The organism is Arthrobacter sp. MMS24-S77, from assembly GCF_054888235.1.
The window spans coordinates 40,049-56,031 of record NZ_JBTZRN010000001.1 but is presented as its reverse complement, the minus strand read 5'-3'; the positions used below and the strand labels follow the sequence as shown (position 1 = coordinate 56,031).

Below are 15,983 nucleotides of genomic sequence, written 5' to 3'. Positions count from 1 at the left end.
GGCCAAGGTAGGACTGCGAGTCCTAGGAAAAACAGGGGGCGTCAAAACTACTGATTGTTCTGCCGAAAGTGCATAGGCTCGAAAAAGCCAGTCAGGCAATACACCCACCAGCGACGAAAGGGCCGGACATGTCCAACGCTCAGAATTCAACCGTTCCCGGGCTCGTCCTGAACAACTCGGTCACCATCCCCCAGCTCGGCTTCGGCGTCTTCCAGGTCCCACCTGCCGAGACCCAGAAGGCCGTGGAGGACGCGCTTGAAGCCGGGTACCGGCACATCGACACGGCCGCGGCGTACCGGAACGAATCCGGCGTCGGCGCGGCAATCAAGGCTTCCGGCATCGCCCGGGAGGAACTCTTCATCACCACCAAACTCCGCAACGGCGAACAAGGCCGCGCCGCGGCGGCATTCGACCACAGCCGCCGCGAACTCGGCCTCGACGTCATCGATCTCTACTTGATCCACTGGCCCGTGCCGTCCCAAGGCCTGTTCGTCGACGCGTGGAAGGCGCTGGAAAAGATCCACGCCGACGGCGGCGCCCGGGCAATCGGCGTCTCCAACTTCTTGCAGGATCATCTCGACACTCTCCTTGAGTTCGCCGACGTCGTTCCCGCCGTCAACCAGATCGAACTGCACCCCACCTTCCAACAGCGGGAACTGGCGGCGAAGAGCCGCTCGCACGGGATCGCCGTCGAGGCCTACAGCCCGCTGGGGCAGGGAGCGGACCTGGGGTCGGCGACGGTCACCGAACTTGCCGAAACGCACGGTGCCACCCCGGCGCAGATCGTGCTGGCCTGGCACCTCGGAACGGGCAACATCGTGATCCCCAAGTCCGTCCACCCGGAGCGGATCCGCCAGAATCTCGCGGCGGCGGCGTTGCAGCTCACCCCGGGCGAACTGGCGGCCATCAGCGCGCTCGACGGCGGTGCCCGCCTCGGCGCCGACCCCGCCGTCGCGTCCTTCAGCCAGATGTAGAAACCCACCCATCACAGCGTAAGGAAAGCAAAACCATGCAGTACACCCACTTGGGCCGCTCGGGCCTCAGCGTCTCCCGCCTGTGCCTCGGAACCATGAACTTCGGCCCGCAGACCGAGGAATCCGCAGCGCACTCCATCATGGATTCCGCGCTGGACTCCGGCATCAACTTCTTCGACACCGCCAACGTCTACGGCGGCCACGACAACCGGGGCTGGACCGAGGAAATCCTGGGCCGCTGGTTCGCCAAGGGCGGCGAGCGCCGCGATCGTGTTGTCTTGGCCACCAAGCTCTACGGAACCATGACGGACCGCCCCAACGAGTCCAAGCTCTCCGCCCTCAACATCCGGCGCGCCTTGGACGCCAGCCTCAAGCGCCTGCAGACCGACTACATCGACGTCTACCAGTTCCACCACGTGGACCGGAACACGCCGTGGGACGAGATCTGGCAGGCCATCGAGGTCGCCGTCCAGCAGGGCAAGATCCTGTATTCCGGCAGCAGCAACTTCGCCGGCTGGCACATCGCCCAAGCCCAGGAGGCCGCCGCGCGGCGCAACTACAACGGACTCGTGAGCGAGCAGTCCATCTACAACCTGCTCACCCGGAACGTCGAATTGGAAGTCATCCCGGCCGCCCAGGAGTACGGCCTCGGGCTCATCCCGTGGTCGCCGCTTCACGGCGGCCTTTTGGGCGGGGTGCTGAAGAAGGAGCGCGACGGCGTCCGTCGCCTTGAGGGCCGTGCGGCCGAAACCCTGAAGAAGCACGAAGACCAGATCCGCCAGTATGAGGACCTCGCAGACGACCTTGGCCACGAGCCCGGCGACGTAGGCTTGGCCTGGTTGCTGCACCAGCCGGCCGTGACCGCACCGATCGTGGGTCCGCGCACGCAGGAGCAGTTGGACGCTGCCATCAGGGCTCTGGACGTCACCCTCGACGCCGACGCCCTCAAGCGGCTCGACGACATCTTCCCCGGCCACCGGACCGCACCGGAAGACTACGCGTGGTGACGTCGGCACCATTGCGCCTGCTGTTCATTGGCGGGACCGGGACCATCAGCGCGGCGGCGGCGGAGCGCGCCGTCGCGCTGGGTCACCGGCTCACCGTGCTCAATCGCGGACTAAGCTCGGAAAGGCCTGCCCCTCCGGGAACCGAACTGCTCCAGGCAGATATCCGCAATGCTGCCGAGGTGGCGGAGGTGCTGAACGGCCGCGAGTTCGACGTCGTCGCGGACTTCATCTCTTTCACGCCCGAGCATGTGGCCGCCGCCGTGGAGTTGTTTCGGGGCCGGACCGGCCAGTACGTGTTCATCAGTTCGGCTTCGGCCTACCAGAAGCCGCCCGCGCACTTGCCGATCCTCGAGTCGACCCCGCTCAGGAACCCGTTCTGGAAATACTCCCAGGACAAGATCGCATGCGAAGACCTTCTGACCCGGGCCTACCGCGACGAGGGATTCCCCGTGACGATCGTTCGGCCTTCGCACACCTATGACCGCACGCGGATCGCCCTGCTGGGCGGGTGGACGGACATCCATCGAATGCGGGAAGGCCTGCCTGTGATAGTCCACGGCGACGGTACCTCGCTGTGGACCCTCACCCACGCGGATGATTTTGCGGTGGCCTTCGTTGGCCTCCTCGGCCGGCCGCAGGCTGTGGGTGAAAGCTACACCATCACCTCGGACGAAGCCCTCCCGTGGGACCAGGTCTACCGGCTCTTCGCCACAGCGGCCGGGGTGCCGGAACCCGAACTCGTGCACATCGCCTCGGATACCATTGCCGCGCACTCCCCGGAGCTGGGACCCGGGCTTCTCGGGGACAGGTCCCACTCCGTGGTCTTCGACAACACCAAGATCAAAACGCTCGTTCCCTGGTATCGGGCAGAAATTCCTTTCGCGGCAGGCGCACGGGAGATCGTCCGGTGGCATGATGAACATCCAGGCATCAAGCACGTGGACCAGGACTTCATGAAGCTCAGCGATCAACTGGTCCAATGGGCACGGAGGCCGATCTAGCAACTGAAAGGACAGGACCATGGCACTTGCTCCGACCGTCAGGCTCAATGACGGTAATGCCATTCCGCAGATCGGCCTCGGGACCTGGCCGCTCGACGACGCCCAGGTCGCCGCGGCGGTGGTGTCCGCCGTCGAGCTTGGCTACCGGCACGTCGACACGGCGTACCGCTACGGTAACGAGGCCGGCGTCGGGCAAGGCGTGCGGGACTGCGGCATCCCGCGCGAGGAACTGTTCATCACCACCAAACTGGACGGCACACACCAGGGCCGCGATCGCGCCGTCGAGGGGCTCGAGGGCTCCCTCAAGCGCCTCGGACTGGACTACGTGGATCTCTTGTTGATCCATTGGCCGCTCCCCCAACGGAATGAATTCGTGTCCACCTGGGAGACTTTCGAGCGGCTGCAGGCTGAGGGGAAGGTGCGTTCGATCGGCGTGTCCAACTTCAAGCCCTCGCACCTCGAGCGGCTCCTTGAGGAAACCTCGGTGGTGCCGGCCGTCAACCAAATCCAAATCTCACCGTCCATCACGCGGATCGATGAGCGAGCCTTCAACGGCAACCATGGCATCGCCACGGAATCGTACAGTCCGTTGGGGGCCGGCCGCGATCTCCTGAATGCCCCGGTCTTGGCCGCGATCGGGAAGAAACACGGAAAGACTCCCGGGCAGGTGGTGCTGCGCTGGCACATCCAGGAGGGGCTCGTGGCCATCCCGAAGTCCGCCAATCCACTGCGCATGAAGGAAAACCTGGACGTTTTCGACTTCGCTTTGGACCATGACGACCTGTCCGCGATCGCCACTTTGGACGCGGGTGCCGATGCCGGTGTTGACTCGGACGTACAGGGACACTGATTCAGGTTCTACTCACCAACACTGAGGACGGCATGGCAGAGAACATCGACGGAACGCTCATCTGGGCAGGCGCGTACACCGCGGACAGCGACGGGAACGGAATGGGCATTGGGGCAGTCGCCGCGCGTGAAGATGGCAGCATTGCTTGGCTGGGCACCGCCGTCGAAGCACCGTCGCCGTCGTTCCTTGCCGTTCACCCCGCCCTGCCGGTGGTCTACGCGGTAGCCGAGGCCGCCCAGACGGTCCGGGCGTACCGGCGGACCGGGCTGTTCGGCCTCGAGCCCCTGGGCGAGGCTTGGCCGGCCGGAGCCGCGGCTTGCCACGTCGCCGTCGACCCTTCCGCCCGTTTCATCGTGGTCAACTGTTGGGGCGACGGGAACGTGCTGCTGTACGGGCTCGACGACGACGGCGGCATCACCTCGCGCTTTGCCGCGCCGCCGGCCAAGGACCCGCACGCCGGCGTCGACGGCGGCATCGACATTGCCACGGGCGGCGCCCGGGTGAGCCGCGCCCACGCAAGCCTCATGCTCGAGGATGGCCGGATCATGACCACGGACCTCGGCTTCGACCTCGTACGGGTGTGGAATTACTTCCCCGACACCGGCCTGCTCAAGGACCACGAAGTCGCGCTCCCCGTGGGCAGCGGTCCGCGGCACTTGGTCCAGCACCCCTCCGCCGACGCGGTCTTCGTGGTGACCGAGTACTCCATCGAAGTGGTGGTGCTCCTGCCCGGCGCGGACGGTCGCTTTGTGCTCCACCGTCGCGGTCCTGCGACGGCCGCTGGGGCCGCCGACGGCGACGCCGCGGCCGAAATCGCGCTGTCCCCGGACAATCGCTTCGTCTACACGGGTATCCGCGGCTCCAACCGGATCTCGGTGTTGGCCGTCGAGGGCAGCGGAACCCGGCTCCGGCCCGTGGCTGACGTGCCCAGCGGAGGAGACTGGCCCCGACACCACTTGGTCCGCGACGGCTGGCTCCACGTCGCGCACGAACGTTCCAACCAAGTCACCACGTTCGCCCTGGACCCTGCCACCGGCATCCCGGGCGACGTCCTGGACCAGCTGAACACGGGTTCCCCCACCGCTTTGGTTATAGCTCCCTGACGGGCCAAAACGGCGACGCTCGCTCACATATGCGGCCAAAATCGGGAACGCTCGCTCATCAAGGTGAGCGAGCGTTCAACTGAAACGGCCCAAAGGTGAGCGAGCGTCGCGGGGAGGGCCAAAGGGCGAGATCTCACGCCTCGATACGGCGCCTAGCCCCGTACCGCCTCGTCCACGGCCGCCAGCAAGGAGTTGAACCGCGGATTCGCGTCGAGGTCATCAATCAGGACCGCACGGCCGTGTTCGTCGGCCAGTGGCACTTGCCAGTTGGGGTAGACCTCGGACGTCGTACCGGGCTGGTTCTGCACCCTCCGCTCCCCCACGGCATCCACTAGCGCAACGCCCAACAGGACCGACGGCGCGAGGGCCAGCAGCCGATGCAACGCCTCGATGACCTGTTCCTCGCCAAGCGTCGCAGCGCCGGCGCCGCCGTTGCCGTCGAAGCCGGCAGGCAGCAGGCCGCGTTCCCGCAGCAACCCCATCATCTTGTCCAGGCTGACCTCGTGCTCGGCCCGTTCCTCGGCCACGCTTCGTTCAAGCAAGCCAAGTTGGCCGCGGAGTTCCACGTGATCACCGGCGAGATACCCGGCGGTCGGTGGCAGGTCGTGGGTGTTGACGCTCGCGAGCGCCTGCGTTCGGTAACGCTCGGGAGGCAGGGGCGAGTCGCCGTCGTACTCGAACCAGAGGATCGAGGTGCCCAGGATGCCGCGGGCCGCAAGGTAGTCCCGCACCCACGGCTCGAAGACGCCCAAGTCTTCGCCGATGACCACGGCACCCGCGCGGTGCGCTTCCAAAGCGAGGATGCCAATGAGGGCCTCGTGGTCGTAGCGAACGTAAGCGCCGTCGCGAGCGGAGTTGCCGGCGGGCACCCACCACAAGCGGAACAGCCCCAGGATGTGGTCCACGCGGATGCCGCCCGCGTGGCGAAGGACGGTGGAGAGCATCGCGCGGAGAGGCGCGTAGCCCGCCTCGGCCAAACGGACCGGGTGCCATGGCGGCTGGTTCCAGTTCTGGCCGAGCTGGTTGTACATGTCCGGCGGCGCACCCACGCTGACGCCCGGCGCGAAGCTGCTGCGCAGGGTCCAGGCGTCGGCACTGCTCAGGTCCGCCCCGACGGCGAGATCGTGCACCACTCCCAGCCGCATGCCGGAACGCTTCGCCGCGGTCTGGGCTGACTCGAGCTGCTCATCGCAGACCCACTGAAGCCAACGGTGGAAACCAATCCGATCGGCCAATGCCTGGCGCATCGACTCAACCTTGGGCGAACCGAGGGTAGCCGCGGGATCCTGCCAGAAGGGGTCGTCCGGCGATCGGTCCTCGCGGATCGCGCACCAGAGCGCGAAGTCGTCCAAGCCCGGACCGGAATCGCGGCAGAATTCCTCGAAGGCACGCTGCCGGGCCGGGGAAAGCTTGACCGTGTGCAGGAGTTCCAGGGCAGCTAGCTTGGCGGCGAAGATCTGGTCCCGGTCCAGCCGTTCCGCGTCCTTGTTGAGGGCATGGACTTGATCCAACAGCCGATCCACCGTGGCCCGTTTCCGGGGCTTGACATATGCCAATTCGGGAATAGCTTCCACCCGGATGTAGAGGGGGTTGAAGAATCGCCTGGTTGACGGAGAATACGGCGACGCTTGAATCGGAGGCACAGGATCCGCGGCATGCAACGGGTTCACCAGGACGTAGTCGGCACCACGTGCGCCGGCCAAAGACGCCAAATCGGCCAGGTCCGCGAAGTCTCCAATGCCCCACGAGCGCTTGGAGCGTACGGAGTACAGCTGCGTGGCGAGCCCCCAGCCGCGCCGTTCCTCAAGCTGCGCTGCCGTCTGCAACTTGGCTGGAACCACGGCCAGCACCGCGGTGGCCGTCACGCCGTCGGACTCGGCAGTGAGCGAATGCCAACCGAGCGGCAAACCGGCCGGCACCTCAAAGGAGGCACGGCCGGTGGGCACACCATCCACGTCACGCGGCGCCGCCCAGTCCTCCTGCTGGGTGGCCGCGAGTTCCGTTCCATCCTCCAGCGAGATCGTCAGGCGAGCCGGCGAACCGTCGCGGACATGCACATGCACGGCAGCCGTCATTCCCTCTTGGACGACGACGGCGGGCGGCAGCATCCGCCGCCACGGCGCCAGTTCTGCCTCCATAAGTGCCGCCTCGATCTGCCTGTTGGAATCCGCGGTCACCCCTAGGGCGCCCAGTACTTGGATCAGCGTGGTTGGCGAAACGTCGTGTTGCAGCCCATCCCAGCCGTAGAAAGATGTCCCGACCCCGTGAGCATCCGCGAGCCGGTGAAGCAGGTCCTCGTCAATGGCAGTGTTTGAGGCGGCTGGCATCGCCGTGGGCTCGGTGTCCTGCTGGATGGGAGAGTTGGTCATGTCCGCCTCGTCTGCGATGTGATTCGTCCGAAGGTGCATACCGCCCCGCGTGCAACTCAAGCGAGGCAACTGGTTCCGATTATTGCAGGGCGGTGGGGGCAGCCGCAGTTATTCCGACAGCATGACGCCCCGAAACCCTCGCCCACATATACGCCCCCCAAACACAAACGCTCGCTCACATACGTCGGGGCGCTGCGTGGTAGATGATTGAGCCATGGAGGCCGTAGACGCGCTCAACGAAACCGCATTCTGGTTGGAGCGGGAACTCGCGGACAGCTTCAAGGTCCAGGCGTTTCGCCGGGCTGCGGGCATCATCGCCGGCTTGAGCCCCGAAGAACTGTCCGCCCGGGTCAAGGATGGCCGTCTCAAGCGAACCAAGGGAATCGGCAGCCGGACTTTCGAGGTGATCAGCCAGGCCCTGGGTGGCACTGTTCCGGACTACCTTGAAAACCTCCGCCGCCGCGGGGCCGAGCCCTTGGTCAGCGGTGGCCACAAACTGCACGCCGAGCTCCGGGGCGATCTGCACAGCCACAGCAACTGGTCGGATGGCGGCTCACCGATCGAGGTGATGGCCGACGCGGCTCTTATACTCGGCCGGGAATATATCGCGTTGACTGATCATTCTCCCAACCTCACCATCGCCAACGGGCTCAGCCCGGAACGTTTGATGGAGCAGCTCATGGTTGTGGATGGGATCAACGATGGATACGGGCAGGAGCCCGGTTTTCGGCTATTGGCCGGCATCGAAGTGGACATTCTTGAAGACGGCGAGCTAGACCAGTCCATGGAACTGCTGAGTCAATTGGACGTTGTGGTTGCCAGCGTCCACTCGAAACTCCGATCCGACAAACGGTCCATGACCCGGCGGATGCTCGCCGCCATCGAAAACCCGCGCACGAACGTTCTCGGCCATTGCACCGGGCGATTGGTCACGGGATCACGAGGCACAAGGCCTCCATCGGAGTTCGACGCCGAAAAGGTGTTCGCGTCGTGCGCTGAACACTCTGTCGCCGTCGAAATCAATTCGAGGCCGGAACGCCAGGACCCGCCGGACGAATTGATTCGGATTGCCCTCGATGCTGGCTGCCTTTTCAGCATCGACAGTGACGCCCATGCCCCCGGCCAGCTCGATTTCCTGCAATACGGTGCTGAGCGGGCGGAAGCCAACGGTGTACCCGCCGATCGCATCGTCACGACGTGGCCATTGGATCGGCTACTGGAGTGGCTCCAGCCTGACTAGCGGCGTCGCGCCGGCGCTTTCAGCGGCGCCTCACCCGCGCCCTGCGCCTCCGCACGGCCGCGACCACCCACACGATGGCGAACAGCGCAATCAGCACCAGCCCGGCGTCGCCGAGGTCTATTTCGCCGAGCCACGTGGTGACAGGATCGGTCAGCCCGAAGGCCGCGTTGAGGAAACCGCCCAGCGTGATGACCGAGATAAAGAGCGCCGAGAAGGCCGAGATGCCAGTGATGATCGCGTTGAATCCCAACTTGCGCTGAGGATCGTGGATGGCGGATTTATACATTCGCATCATGGCCACGCCGTTGACGGAATCGCAGAGCGTCATTGCCGCGGTGAAGGCCAGCGGCAACGCGAGGAGGGCGAGCACGGACACGCCCGCGAGCGACGCCGCCGTCGTGAGGACCAGTAGCCCAATGGTGGTGGCGGTATCGAAGCCGAGTCCGAACAAGAATCCGATCACGTAGATATTCCGCGGACGCTGCACCTTGGACAGCGGCGTGGACAAGAGCCGTGCGACGAATCCTTTCGTTTCGAGGTCTTCGAGCGCGATCTCGCCGCCGGCCTTCGCAGCGCGGTATAGCTGGGCGGTGCGAAGGAACGCCGAGCCGTTGAAGATGCCCATAGCCAGGAGGAAGAGCCCTGAGACGCCGCTGCCGATCAGCCCTAGCACGAGATGTCCGGTGGTGCCGTCCTCCATGAGTTGGCCCACCAAGCTGGCGCCGCCAATCACCATCACACCGGCCAGGATCACCACGGAGCTGTGGCCCAGGCTGAAGGCAAATCCGACGCTCACAGGGTCTTTTCGCTGTGCCACGAACTTCCGTGTGGAATTGTCGATCGCGGCGATGTGGTCCCAGTCGTAGCTGTGCTTGATACCGGCCACATAGGCAGTCAATACGAGGCCCAGCGCGAGTGGCTGCCCGCCACCGGCGCCACCCACCAGCAAGAGCACGACGGCGGCGAGGTGCAGGAGGACAACGGAACCGAACATGAACGCGAGGCGCGACTTGATCGGGAGATGCTCCCGCTGGCGGTACATGGAGGCGAACTCGGCGAGTGACAAATCAGTACTTCCTTAGGTTCAAGGGCGCCCGGCCGTACCAGCGTTCGCGCAAAAGGCCGGTACAGGCACCGAGCAATCGGTTCAGTTCCTCAGTACTGTTCGAGAGCGACCGTAGGACCAGCCCCGTTGTGCCCGCAAGGGTTCGCGTCAGCGACAATCCGGAATACGCGCCGTAGCCGACGATCAGCCGGTGCAGTTCATCGGCGAGCGCCTGATCAACCCGCGGATCCACCACGATGAGCGAACCCAGGTGGCTGTAGCCCTCCATGAAGCCCATTCCGCTCACATCGCCCAGGGGCGGCCGGATCAGGAGGTTGTCCAGCGCAAGCAGCTCTGCGCCGTCGTCGCTCTCCACCTGGATCTCGTTCCGGAGCCGGAGTTCCCGGTACTTGAAGGAAGAGCCGTCCGGCGACCAGCCGGGAGTGATGACTTCCGCCATGACGAGGCTCGACGTCGGACGCACAGTAATGTGCGTGTTCTGCCGATAGCTGGCCTCCCGGTAGGCGATGAGCTGGTCCGGAGCCAACTCCAGTTCCGCCCCCTCCCCCAGGCGGATGGCCATCCGCTGCTCAGCAAACGACCCCGGCGTCCGATAGATCTTCGTGGCCGACTGCGTCGTCAAAAGCAACGAAGCCCCCGCCTCCACCTCCACGTCCACAACATAGAGATCCGCCCCCAAATACGCCCCACCAGGATTGACCATGACATAACAAACCTGTCCGCTCTGATCCAAGTAATGCGGCCTCAACACTCTCAAGGCACCCTGATGAAACTGCTGCACGGCCACGGAACGCTGAGCACGGAGGGCGACAACAAGGTCAAGGCGACCCCGCGGTGAGACGACAGCAGCAGCGGAGCCGGATATAGAGGGCCGCGGCGTGGCGGGCACCGCGAAGCGGGCACGGCCCTCTATATCCGGCGAAGCGCCGCAAGCAGCGCCAGCAAGCGGGTCCAGCGCCTCAGCCGCAGTCGCCGTCGTGCTCATTGCGCCAGGTCGAGCATCAGGACATCGTGCCGCATCCATGCGATGACCTTGTCGAGCCCTTCGTCGGTCTTCAGGTTGGTGAAGCAGAACGGCTTGTCGCCGCGGAATTCCTTGGAGTCCCGTTCCATCACGGAGAGGTCGGCCCCGAACGAACGGTGCGAGGTCGGTCTTGTTGATGATGAAGAGGTCCGATTTGATCATGCCTTGGCCTGCCTTGCGGGGGATTTTCTCTCCCTGGGCGACGTCGATGATGTAGATCGAGAAGTCCACGAGCTCTGGGCTGAACGTGGCGGAGAGGTTGTCGCCGCCGGATTCGACGAAGATGACCTGCAGGTCGGGGTGGCGTTTCTTGAGTTCCTCGATGGCCGCCGTGTTCATGGAGGTGTCTTCGCGGATGGCGGTGTGCGGGCAGCCGCCGGTTTCGACGCCGATGATGCGGTCCTCGGGCAGGATGCCGTTGGCCGCGAGGATCTTGGCGTCTTCGATCGTGTAGATGTCGTTGGTGATGGCGGCCATGGAAATTTCACGGCTCATGTGGCGGGTCAGGCGCTCCACGAGCTGCGTTTTGCCGGCTCCAACCGGGCCGCCGATGCCGATCTTGATGGGTTCAGACATGTGTCCTCCTATGGTTCTAGCTCATGAACATGCGCGCACGTTGCCATTCGTGCCGCATCTGCGAAATTTCCAGCCCGGGGCTCACGGCCCCGAAGTCGTCCGGCGTCAGGTGCGGGACCCGCTCGACGGCGGCAGCGACGTCGTCGTGCGCCTTGCGCAGCAGCCGCTGCCCGGAGTTCTGGCCGAGCGGGATGGCGCGCACGGCGTTTTGCGTCAGGGAGGTGACCGTCGCGAAAAGGTACGCGGCGAGCGCTTCTTCGAACGGCACGCCGAGCGAGCGCGCGACGACGGCGAACGCGAGCGGCTGATGGCCGGCAGCACGGCCTGTGGTCACCAGCGCCCTGTATGCCTCCAGCTCCGCCGAGGGAAAGACTCCGGTCCCGATCTCGATCAGCCGCCCGCCCATCTTGGTACTGGCTTCCCGCAACTGCCGAGGCAAGAGCTGCGCACTCAAATGAGCATCCAACCCACCCAGATCCGCCCCCTCATAAAGGAACCGAATGGCCAACCCATCGGAATAAGTCAACGACTGCCCCACAAACGCAGACAGCCACACGCCAAAACTCCCTTCATCAGCCACGACCCCACGCTCGATGTACGTCTCAAACCCGAGCGAGTGTGCAAACGCCCCGGTAGGAAGAGCCGAGTCGGTGAGCTGCTGAAGTGCAAGCTGATACGAACTCATGCCACCCCCTCAAGGCGAGATGACAAGCAGCCGACCCGGATTTGGGGGCCGCGGTGTGGAGGGCACCGCGAAGGGCCCACGGCCGCGAGGGCCCCGACCCGAGCTTGCGAGGGTTGGGAGCGGCTGGGGACGGGCACGGCCCCAAATCCGGGGCGGTGCCCGTCCCCAGCCCGCGGGATTGGCTCAGTGCGTGTGTTCAGCATGGCGGAAAGGCACCGGCATTACGCGTTCCTGGCGGTCGTACGGCACACCGACGTGTTTGAGGTAGTCCTCCACCGTGTGGTCGTACTGGCACACCATGACTTCGGCCCCGTATTCGGAGTCGGCGTCGAAGAATTGGGCCTGCAAGTGCCGGTTGCCGAGGGAGTGCGCCACCACGCCCATTTCGTAGATGCTGCGCGCGGCGATGACCAGGACGTCGCTCGGCAGCACGGACACCACGATGAGGTTCGCGTCTTCGACGGCGAGGATGTCGCCGTCGCGCAGGTCCCCGGAACCGGCGGGAAGGCGGATGCCGAGCTCCTTCCCGTGGTCTGTAGTGACGCGCTGGATGCGTTTGACCAGTTGGGCGCTCGGCAACACAACTTTCTCCTTGTGGAGGCCGGCGTATTGCTCGGGATTGGGCAGTTCGTGCAGATTGCCCAGGATCTTTTCGATGATCATGTGTTTCTCCTGCGATCTAGAAAAGGAAGTAGCGCTGGGCCATGGGCAGCACGTCGGAGGGCTCGCAGGTGACGTCTTCGCCGTCGACCGTCACCTTGTAGGTTTCGGGGTCGACGGCGATATCCGGCGTCTCGGCGTTGAACTTGAGGTCCGCTTTGCTCAGGTTACGGATGCCGGACACTGGCCGGATGACGCGTTGCAGGCCGAGTTCTTCCGGGACGCCGGCGTCGATGGCCGCCTTGGACAGGAACGTGATGGAGGACTGCTGCAGCGCCCTGCCGTGGGTGGCGAACATCGGGCGCATGGTGCGTGGCTGCGGGGTGGGGATGGAGCCGTTGGAATCGCCCATGAGTGCGTAGGCAATCTGTCCGCCCTTGATGACCAGTTCGGGCTTCACGCCGAAGAAGGCCGGATTCCAGAGTACGAGGTCGGCGAACTTGCCCACCTCCACGGAGCCAATCGAGTCGGCCATGCCCTGCGCGATGGCCGGGTTGATGGTGTATTTGGAGATGTAGCGCTTGATCCTGAAGTTGTCGCTTTCCTCACCCAAGCCGTTTGCAGCACCGTGGCTTGCACCTGACGGGTCCTTGAGGACGCCCCGCTGCCGCTTCATGGCGTCGGCCACTTGCCAAGTGCGGATGACAACTTCGCCCACGCGGCCCATGGCCTGGGAATCCGAGGACGTCATCGAGAAGATGCCCAAGTCCTGGAGCACGTCTTCGGCGGCGATGGTTTCGGCCCGGATGCGGGAATCGGCGAACGCCACGTCTTCCGGGATGTCCGGGTTGAGGTGGTGGCACACCATGAGCATGTCCAGGTGCTCTTCGATGGTGTTCCGCGTGTACGGGAGCGTCGGGTTGGTGGATGCCGGGAGTACATTGGGCAGTCCGGCGATCTTGATGATGTCCGGAGCGTGCCCACCGCCGGCGCCTTCGGTGTGGAAGGTGTGGATCACCCGGCCGTCGATAGCCTTGATGGTGTCCTCCACGAATCCGCACTCGTTGAGGGTGTCCGTGTGGATGGCTACCTGCACATCGTATTCGTCAGCGACGCGCAGGGACATGTCGATCGACGAGGTCGTGGCACCCCAGTCCTCATGGACTTTGAGGCCCACTGCGCCTGCACGGATCTGTTCAGCGAGCGGCTCGATGGCCGAGGCGTGGCCTTTGCCGAGGAGGCCGATGTTGATCGGGAGCCCCTCCGCCGCTTGCAGCATCCGCGAAATGTGCCATTTTCCGGGCGTGATGGTGGTGGCCTTGGTGCCTTCGGCCGGTCCCGTGCCACCGCCCACCATGGTGGTGACTCCGCTGCACAAGGCAGTGGGGACCTGCTCCGGAGAAATGAAGTGGATATGGGTGTCCACGCCACCTGCAGTGAGGATCTTGCCTTCGCCCGCGATCATCTCGGTGCTGGCGCCGATCACAATGTCCACGCCGTCGGCGATCTGCGGGTTCCCTGCCTTGCCGATCTTGAAGATGTGCCCGTCCTTGAGCGCCACATCGGCCTTGTAGATTCCTGTGTAGTCGAGGACCACCACGTTGGAGATGACGGTGTCCGGGACGTCAAGGGGCTGGTCCGAAGCTGCGTTGGATTCAGGCAGGCGGCCGTCGCGGGTCACTTGGCCGTTCTGGCCCATCCCGTCGCGCACCACTTTGCCGCCGCCGAACACCACTTCTTCACCGTAGACCGTGTAGTCCTTTTCGATCTCGAGGAATAGCTCGGTGTCCGCCAAGCGGATGGCGTCGCCCGTCGTCGGACCGTAAAGGTCTGCGTACTGCTTGCGCGAAATTTCAAAGCTCACTGGGCTGTCCCTTCCATGCTGGCTCCGGGCCCTTCGGTGGCAGCGGCAACGCCGCCGTCGTTCTCTCCGATTCCTGCATCAATCGATCCGTTGACGGCGTTCCGCAGGCCGTAGACTTCGCGGCTGCCCGCAAGGGCCACGAGTTTGACCGTCTTGGAGTCGCCGGGTTCGAAGCGCGCGGCCGTGCCTGCGGGGATGTCCAGGCGGCGGCCGTGGGCGGCCTGACGGTCAAAATCGAGCGCGGGGTTCGCCTCGGCAAAGTGGTAGTGCGAGCCCACCTGGACGGGGCGGTCGCCGCGGTTGACCACCTCGACGGCGATTGCCTCGCGTCCGCTGTTGCACTCAATGGGCTCTGCCTGGAGCCGGTACTCACCGGGAATCATGATGGCCTCCTAGCGGATCGGGTTGTGGACGGTGACGAGTTTGGTGCCGTCAGGGAAGGTGGCCTCAATTTGGACGTCATGGATCATCTCGGGCACGCCGTCCATGACATCCTCACGGCGAAGCAGCGTTGCCCCGTAGCTCATGAGTTCCGCGACGGTTTTTCCGTCACGGGCGCCCTCAATCAGTTCGTAACTGATGATCGCCACGGCTTCGGGAAAGTTGAGTTTGAGCCCGCGGGACTGCCGACGGCGCGCGAGGTCGGCCGCGACCACGATCATGAGCTTTTCCTGCTCACGGGGCAATAGATGCATCGGTTCTCCTTAAAAGTTGTGTGCTGCAGAAGCGGACATCAGATCACTCAAGACTCAGAAAAGCCGAGGACGTCGGGGCAGCTACTACGGTTATAACGCCAAACGTCAGACATATCCAGTTCGACCCTTCACCGCCCCTCCCGAACAAATTGTGACCAGCCTAAGCCGACGAGGTTTCCGTCAGATTTCCGCTACCGCTTCCCTAAACCTTCTTTGCCCGGTGCTTCCGGACTTGCCACACAACCAGGATCGCCACCGCAACAACCGCCACCACGGCTGCAGCACCCCGGCCTACGGTGCGGGCCACTTCCTCGTACGAGTTTCCAGCGACAAAGCCGAGAGTCACGAACAAGGACCCCCAGATGATGCCGCCGCTGAAGTTCCAGAACGCGAAGCGCCGGTAGGGCATCCGGCTGAGCCCGGCGAGCGCGGGCATGACTGCGCGGAAGAAGGCAGTGAACCGGCCAAGGAATACGGCTAGGCCGCCCTTGTCTTTGAGGAAGTCTTCGGCCTTTTGCAGCTGGGCGCGCCTTTTGTCCAGGATTTTCAGGGCCATTACCCGGGGACCGAAGTGCTTGCCTATTTCGTAGCCCACGGTGTCGCCCGTGATTGCGGCAGTCACCACAATGGCGATCATGAGCCACAAAGGAAAGATTCCGCGGCTCGCAATCACCCCGCCGACCACCGCTGCCGTTTCACCGGGGATAACAAAACCCACAAAGATCGCGTCCTCGGCGAAGACCAGTGCGAAAACTATGCACCCGATCAGGACCGGGTTGGTGTTGAGGAGTCCATCCAAAAGGGCCTGCATGAAGAACAGTTTGGCAGTTGAAGCCGCACTTGGGCAGGAGGTGGCAGATCCGGCTGCCGTTGCTCGTTCCGTGTTGGCCCGCCGAGAATGGTGAGTGTGAACGACAGCTTCGCTGATG

15 protein-coding genes and 1 pseudogene are annotated in these 15,983 nt (G+C 64.4%); 6 read left to right on the top strand and 10 right to left on the bottom strand.

All coding sequences use genetic code 11. The annotated features are described in order from the left end of the window. The first annotated feature begins 128 nt into the window (after positions 1 to 128). The 5 genes from ACX5I4_RS00260 to ACX5I4_RS00240 are packed head-to-tail and all read left to right on the top strand — an operon-like array spanning position 129 to position 4,935. Entirely contained in the window at positions 129 to 974 is an 846-nt protein-coding gene (locus tag ACX5I4_RS00260) for an aldo/keto reductase (RefSeq protein ID WP_461834888.1), read from the top strand. A gap of 35 nt (positions 975 to 1,009) precedes the next feature. After that, positions 1,010 to 1,981 carry an aldo/keto reductase gene (locus ACX5I4_RS00255; protein ID WP_284754355.1) on the top strand — a complete coding sequence of 324 codons (972 nt, stop codon included), beginning with the start codon at positions 1,010 to 1,012 and terminating at the stop codon, positions 1,979 to 1,981. Continuing rightward, complete coding sequence (locus ACX5I4_RS00250; RefSeq protein ID WP_284754354.1) at positions 1,978 to 2,982, top strand: SDR family oxidoreductase; 1,005 nt, start codon at positions 1,978 to 1,980, stop codon at positions 2,980 to 2,982. Before ACX5I4_RS00255 ends, ACX5I4_RS00250 begins: the two co-directional genes overlap by 4 nt. Before the next feature lie 19 nt (positions 2,983 to 3,001). Further along, positions 3,002 to 3,832 (top strand): aldo/keto reductase, encoded by an 831-nt coding sequence (locus ACX5I4_RS00245; protein ID WP_461834887.1) that lies wholly within the window; start codon positions 3,002 to 3,004, stop codon positions 3,830 to 3,832. 32 nt (positions 3,833 to 3,864) lie between these two features. Continuing rightward, complete coding sequence (locus ACX5I4_RS00240; protein WP_461834886.1) at positions 3,865 to 4,935, top strand: lactonase family protein; 1,071 nt, start codon at positions 3,865 to 3,867, stop codon at positions 4,933 to 4,935. Positions 4,936 to 5,087: 152 nt separating this feature from the next. Here ACX5I4_RS00240 and malQ read toward each other — a convergent pair whose 3' ends face one another. Next, complete coding sequence (gene malQ / locus ACX5I4_RS00235; protein ID WP_461834885.1) at positions 5,088 to 7,304, bottom strand: 4-alpha-glucanotransferase; 2,217 nt, start codon at positions 7,302 to 7,304, stop codon at positions 5,088 to 5,090. 214 nt (positions 7,305 to 7,518) lie between these two features. On the opposite strand from malQ, the gene ACX5I4_RS00230 reads away from it, so the two are divergent. Continuing rightward, positions 7,519 to 8,544, top strand: a complete 1,026-nt coding sequence (locus ACX5I4_RS00230) for a PHP domain-containing protein (protein WP_461834884.1) — start codon at positions 7,519 to 7,521, stop codon at positions 8,542 to 8,544. A gap of 19 nt (positions 8,545 to 8,563) precedes the next feature. Here ACX5I4_RS00230 and ACX5I4_RS00225 read toward each other — a convergent pair whose 3' ends face one another. The 9 genes and pseudogenes from ACX5I4_RS00225 to ACX5I4_RS00185 all read right to left on the bottom strand — a co-directional run bounded on the left by ACX5I4_RS00225 (position 8,564) and on the right by ACX5I4_RS00185 (position 15,865). Continuing rightward, positions 8,564 to 9,586 (bottom strand): HoxN/HupN/NixA family nickel/cobalt transporter, encoded by a 1,023-nt coding sequence (locus ACX5I4_RS00225; RefSeq protein ID WP_461838613.1) that lies wholly within the window; start codon positions 9,584 to 9,586, stop codon positions 8,564 to 8,566. Between the two features lie 25 nt (positions 9,587 to 9,611). Further along, on the bottom strand, positions 9,612 to 10,595 hold the full coding sequence (locus ACX5I4_RS00220; RefSeq protein WP_461834883.1) for an urease accessory protein UreD: 984 nt from the start codon (positions 10,593 to 10,595) through the stop codon (positions 9,612 to 9,614). Continuing rightward, positions 10,592 to 11,210 (bottom strand): annotated as a pseudogene (gene ureG / locus ACX5I4_RS00215) (urease accessory protein UreG). The gene ACX5I4_RS00220 and the pseudogene ureG overlap by 4 nt, the downstream one beginning before the upstream one ends. A gap of 16 nt (positions 11,211 to 11,226) precedes the next feature. Then, the gene (locus tag ACX5I4_RS00210; protein WP_461834882.1) at positions 11,227 to 11,895 is read right to left on the bottom strand and encodes an urease accessory protein UreF; all 669 of its coding nucleotides are present in this window, start codon (positions 11,893 to 11,895) and stop codon (positions 11,227 to 11,229) included. Positions 11,896 to 12,078: 183 nt separating this feature from the next. Continuing rightward, entirely contained in the window at positions 12,079 to 12,558 is a 480-nt protein-coding gene (ureE, locus tag ACX5I4_RS00205; RefSeq protein ID WP_461834881.1) for an urease accessory protein UreE, read from the bottom strand. A 16-nt stretch (positions 12,559 to 12,574) separates the two neighbouring features. Continuing rightward, positions 12,575 to 14,359, bottom strand: coding sequence for an urease subunit alpha (gene ureC / locus ACX5I4_RS00200; RefSeq protein ID WP_461834880.1), 1,785 nt, complete (start codon positions 14,357 to 14,359; stop codon positions 12,575 to 12,577). Further along, positions 14,356 to 14,742: an urease subunit beta gene (locus tag ACX5I4_RS00195; RefSeq protein WP_461834879.1), complete on the bottom strand. Its 387-nt coding sequence runs from the start codon at positions 14,740 to 14,742 to the stop codon at positions 14,356 to 14,358. Before ACX5I4_RS00195 ends, ureC begins: the two co-directional genes overlap by 4 nt. Before the next feature lie 9 nt (positions 14,743 to 14,751). Further along, a complete protein-coding gene (locus ACX5I4_RS00190) occupies positions 14,752 to 15,054 on the bottom strand; it encodes an urease subunit gamma (protein ID WP_461834878.1) in 303 nt (100 codons plus the stop codon). A 202-nt stretch (positions 15,055 to 15,256) separates the two neighbouring features. Continuing rightward, positions 15,257 to 15,865, bottom strand: a complete 609-nt coding sequence (locus tag ACX5I4_RS00185) for a DedA family protein (protein ID WP_461834877.1) — start codon at positions 15,863 to 15,865, stop codon at positions 15,257 to 15,259. Between the last annotated feature and the right edge of the window lie 118 nt (positions 15,866 to 15,983).

What these genes read in the sequence shown, in the direction of transcription:
- ACX5I4_RS00220 (WP_461834883.1), bottom strand. Translation starts at nt 10,595, where the DNA reads ATGAGCACGACGGCGACTGCGGCTGAGGCGCTGGACCCGCTTGCTGGC.
- ACX5I4_RS00225 (WP_461838613.1), bottom strand. Translation starts at nt 9,586, where the DNA reads ATGTACCGCCAGCGGGAGCATCTCCCGATCAAGTCGCGCCTCGCGTTC.
- ACX5I4_RS00190 (WP_461834878.1), bottom strand. Translation starts at nt 15,054, where the DNA reads ATGCATCTATTGCCCCGTGAGCAGGAAAAGCTCATGATCGTGGTCGCG.
- ACX5I4_RS00260 (WP_461834888.1), top strand. Translation starts at nt 129, where the DNA reads ATGTCCAACGCTCAGAATTCAACCGTTCCCGGGCTCGTCCTGAACAAC.
- ureE (WP_461834881.1), bottom strand. Translation starts at nt 12,558, where the DNA reads ATGATCATCGAAAAGATCCTGGGCAATCTGCACGAACTGCCCAATCCC.
- ACX5I4_RS00195 (WP_461834879.1), bottom strand. Translation starts at nt 14,742, where the DNA reads ATGATTCCCGGTGAGTACCGGCTCCAGGCAGAGCCCATTGAGTGCAAC.
- ACX5I4_RS00230 (WP_461834884.1), top strand. Translation starts at nt 7,519, where the DNA reads ATGGAGGCCGTAGACGCGCTCAACGAAACCGCATTCTGGTTGGAGCGG.
- ACX5I4_RS00210 (WP_461834882.1), bottom strand. Translation starts at nt 11,895, where the DNA reads ATGAGTTCGTATCAGCTTGCACTTCAGCAGCTCACCGACTCGGCTCTT.
- ACX5I4_RS00255 (WP_284754355.1), top strand. Translation starts at nt 1,010, where the DNA reads ATGCAGTACACCCACTTGGGCCGCTCGGGCCTCAGCGTCTCCCGCCTG.
- ACX5I4_RS00245 (WP_461834887.1), top strand. Translation starts at nt 3,002, where the DNA reads ATGGCACTTGCTCCGACCGTCAGGCTCAATGACGGTAATGCCATTCCG.
- ACX5I4_RS00240 (WP_461834886.1), top strand. Translation starts at nt 3,865, where the DNA reads ATGGCAGAGAACATCGACGGAACGCTCATCTGGGCAGGCGCGTACACC.
- malQ (WP_461834885.1), bottom strand. Translation starts at nt 7,304, where the DNA reads ATGACCAACTCTCCCATCCAGCAGGACACCGAGCCCACGGCGATGCCA.
- ACX5I4_RS00185 (WP_461834877.1), bottom strand. Translation starts at nt 15,865, where the DNA reads ATGCAGGCCCTTTTGGATGGACTCCTCAACACCAACCCGGTCCTGATC.